General features: G+C 56.7%; 1 protein-coding gene. It reads right to left on the bottom strand.

Features of this window, described 5'->3' with window-relative positions; all coding sequences use genetic code 11:
* Positions 1–975 (bottom strand): Calx-beta domain-containing protein (locus CSQ88_RS23110; RefSeq protein ID WP_218963191.1); only part of this gene is annotated, 975 nt, incomplete at both ends.

The following is a 975-nucleotide window of genomic DNA, read 5'->3' as shown; positions in this document are numbered from 1 at the left end:
TGGCCGTACCGTAATCTGCTGCGCTCGCTGATCCGCCACCGAGATTAAAGGCATAGGTTTCAGCCTTGGTCGTGGCGGTGCTGAGCGAAACATTGAAGACGAGGTTATTACCTTCCACCACATTGTCGTCGGCCACGCCTGGATTGCCGACTTCGATGCCGGTAATGGCCGGGCTGTCGTTGTCCAGAATGCCGCCGGTAGCTGAAACGCCACCAATCGTTAACGGTACGGTTTCAGGGGTGATTTCTACTAAAGCATCGTCAACCGTTGGCAGAGTGACAGCGAAGTTGGTGACACCTGCAGGAACCGTAATCAAACCGGTCGTGGCGTTGTAGGTCACGCCGTTGCTGAAGGTGGCCGTGCCGTAATCGGCTGCGCTCGCTGATCCGCCACCCAGGTTAAAGGCATAGGTTTCTGGTTTGGTGGTGGCGGTGCTGAGCGAAACATTGAAGACAAGGTTATTACCTTCCACCACATAGTCATCGGCCACACCCGGATTACCGACTTCGATGCCGGTGATGGCCGGGCTGTCGTTGTCCAAGATGCCGCCGGTGGCGCTCACGCCGCCGATGGTGAGTGGGACGGTTTCTGGGGTGATTTCTACTAAAGCATCATCCACTGTTGGCAAGGTGACGGCGAAGTTAGTGACACCTGCCGGAACCGTAATCAAACCGGTCGTGGCGTTGTAGGTCACGCCGTTGCTGAAGGTGGCTGTGCCGTAATCGGCTGCGCTCGCTGATCCGCCACCCAGGTTAAAGGCATAGGTTTCTGGTTTGGTGGTGGCGGTGCTGAGCGAAACATTGAAGACAAGGTTATTACCTTCCACCACATTGTCATCGGCCACACCTGGATTACCGACTTCGATGCCGGTGATGGCCGGGCTGTCGTTGTCCAAGATGCCGCCGGTGGCGCTCACGCCGCCGATGGTGAGTGGGACGGTTTCTGGGGTGATTTCTACTAAAGCATCATCCACTG

Source organism: Iodobacter sp. BJB302 (assembly GCF_002735645.1).
Lineage (GTDB): Bacteria > Pseudomonadota > Gammaproteobacteria > Burkholderiales > Chitinibacteraceae > Iodobacter.
The sequence above is the reverse complement of the archived record's forward strand: the minus strand, read 5'-3'. Positions and strand labels throughout refer to the sequence as shown.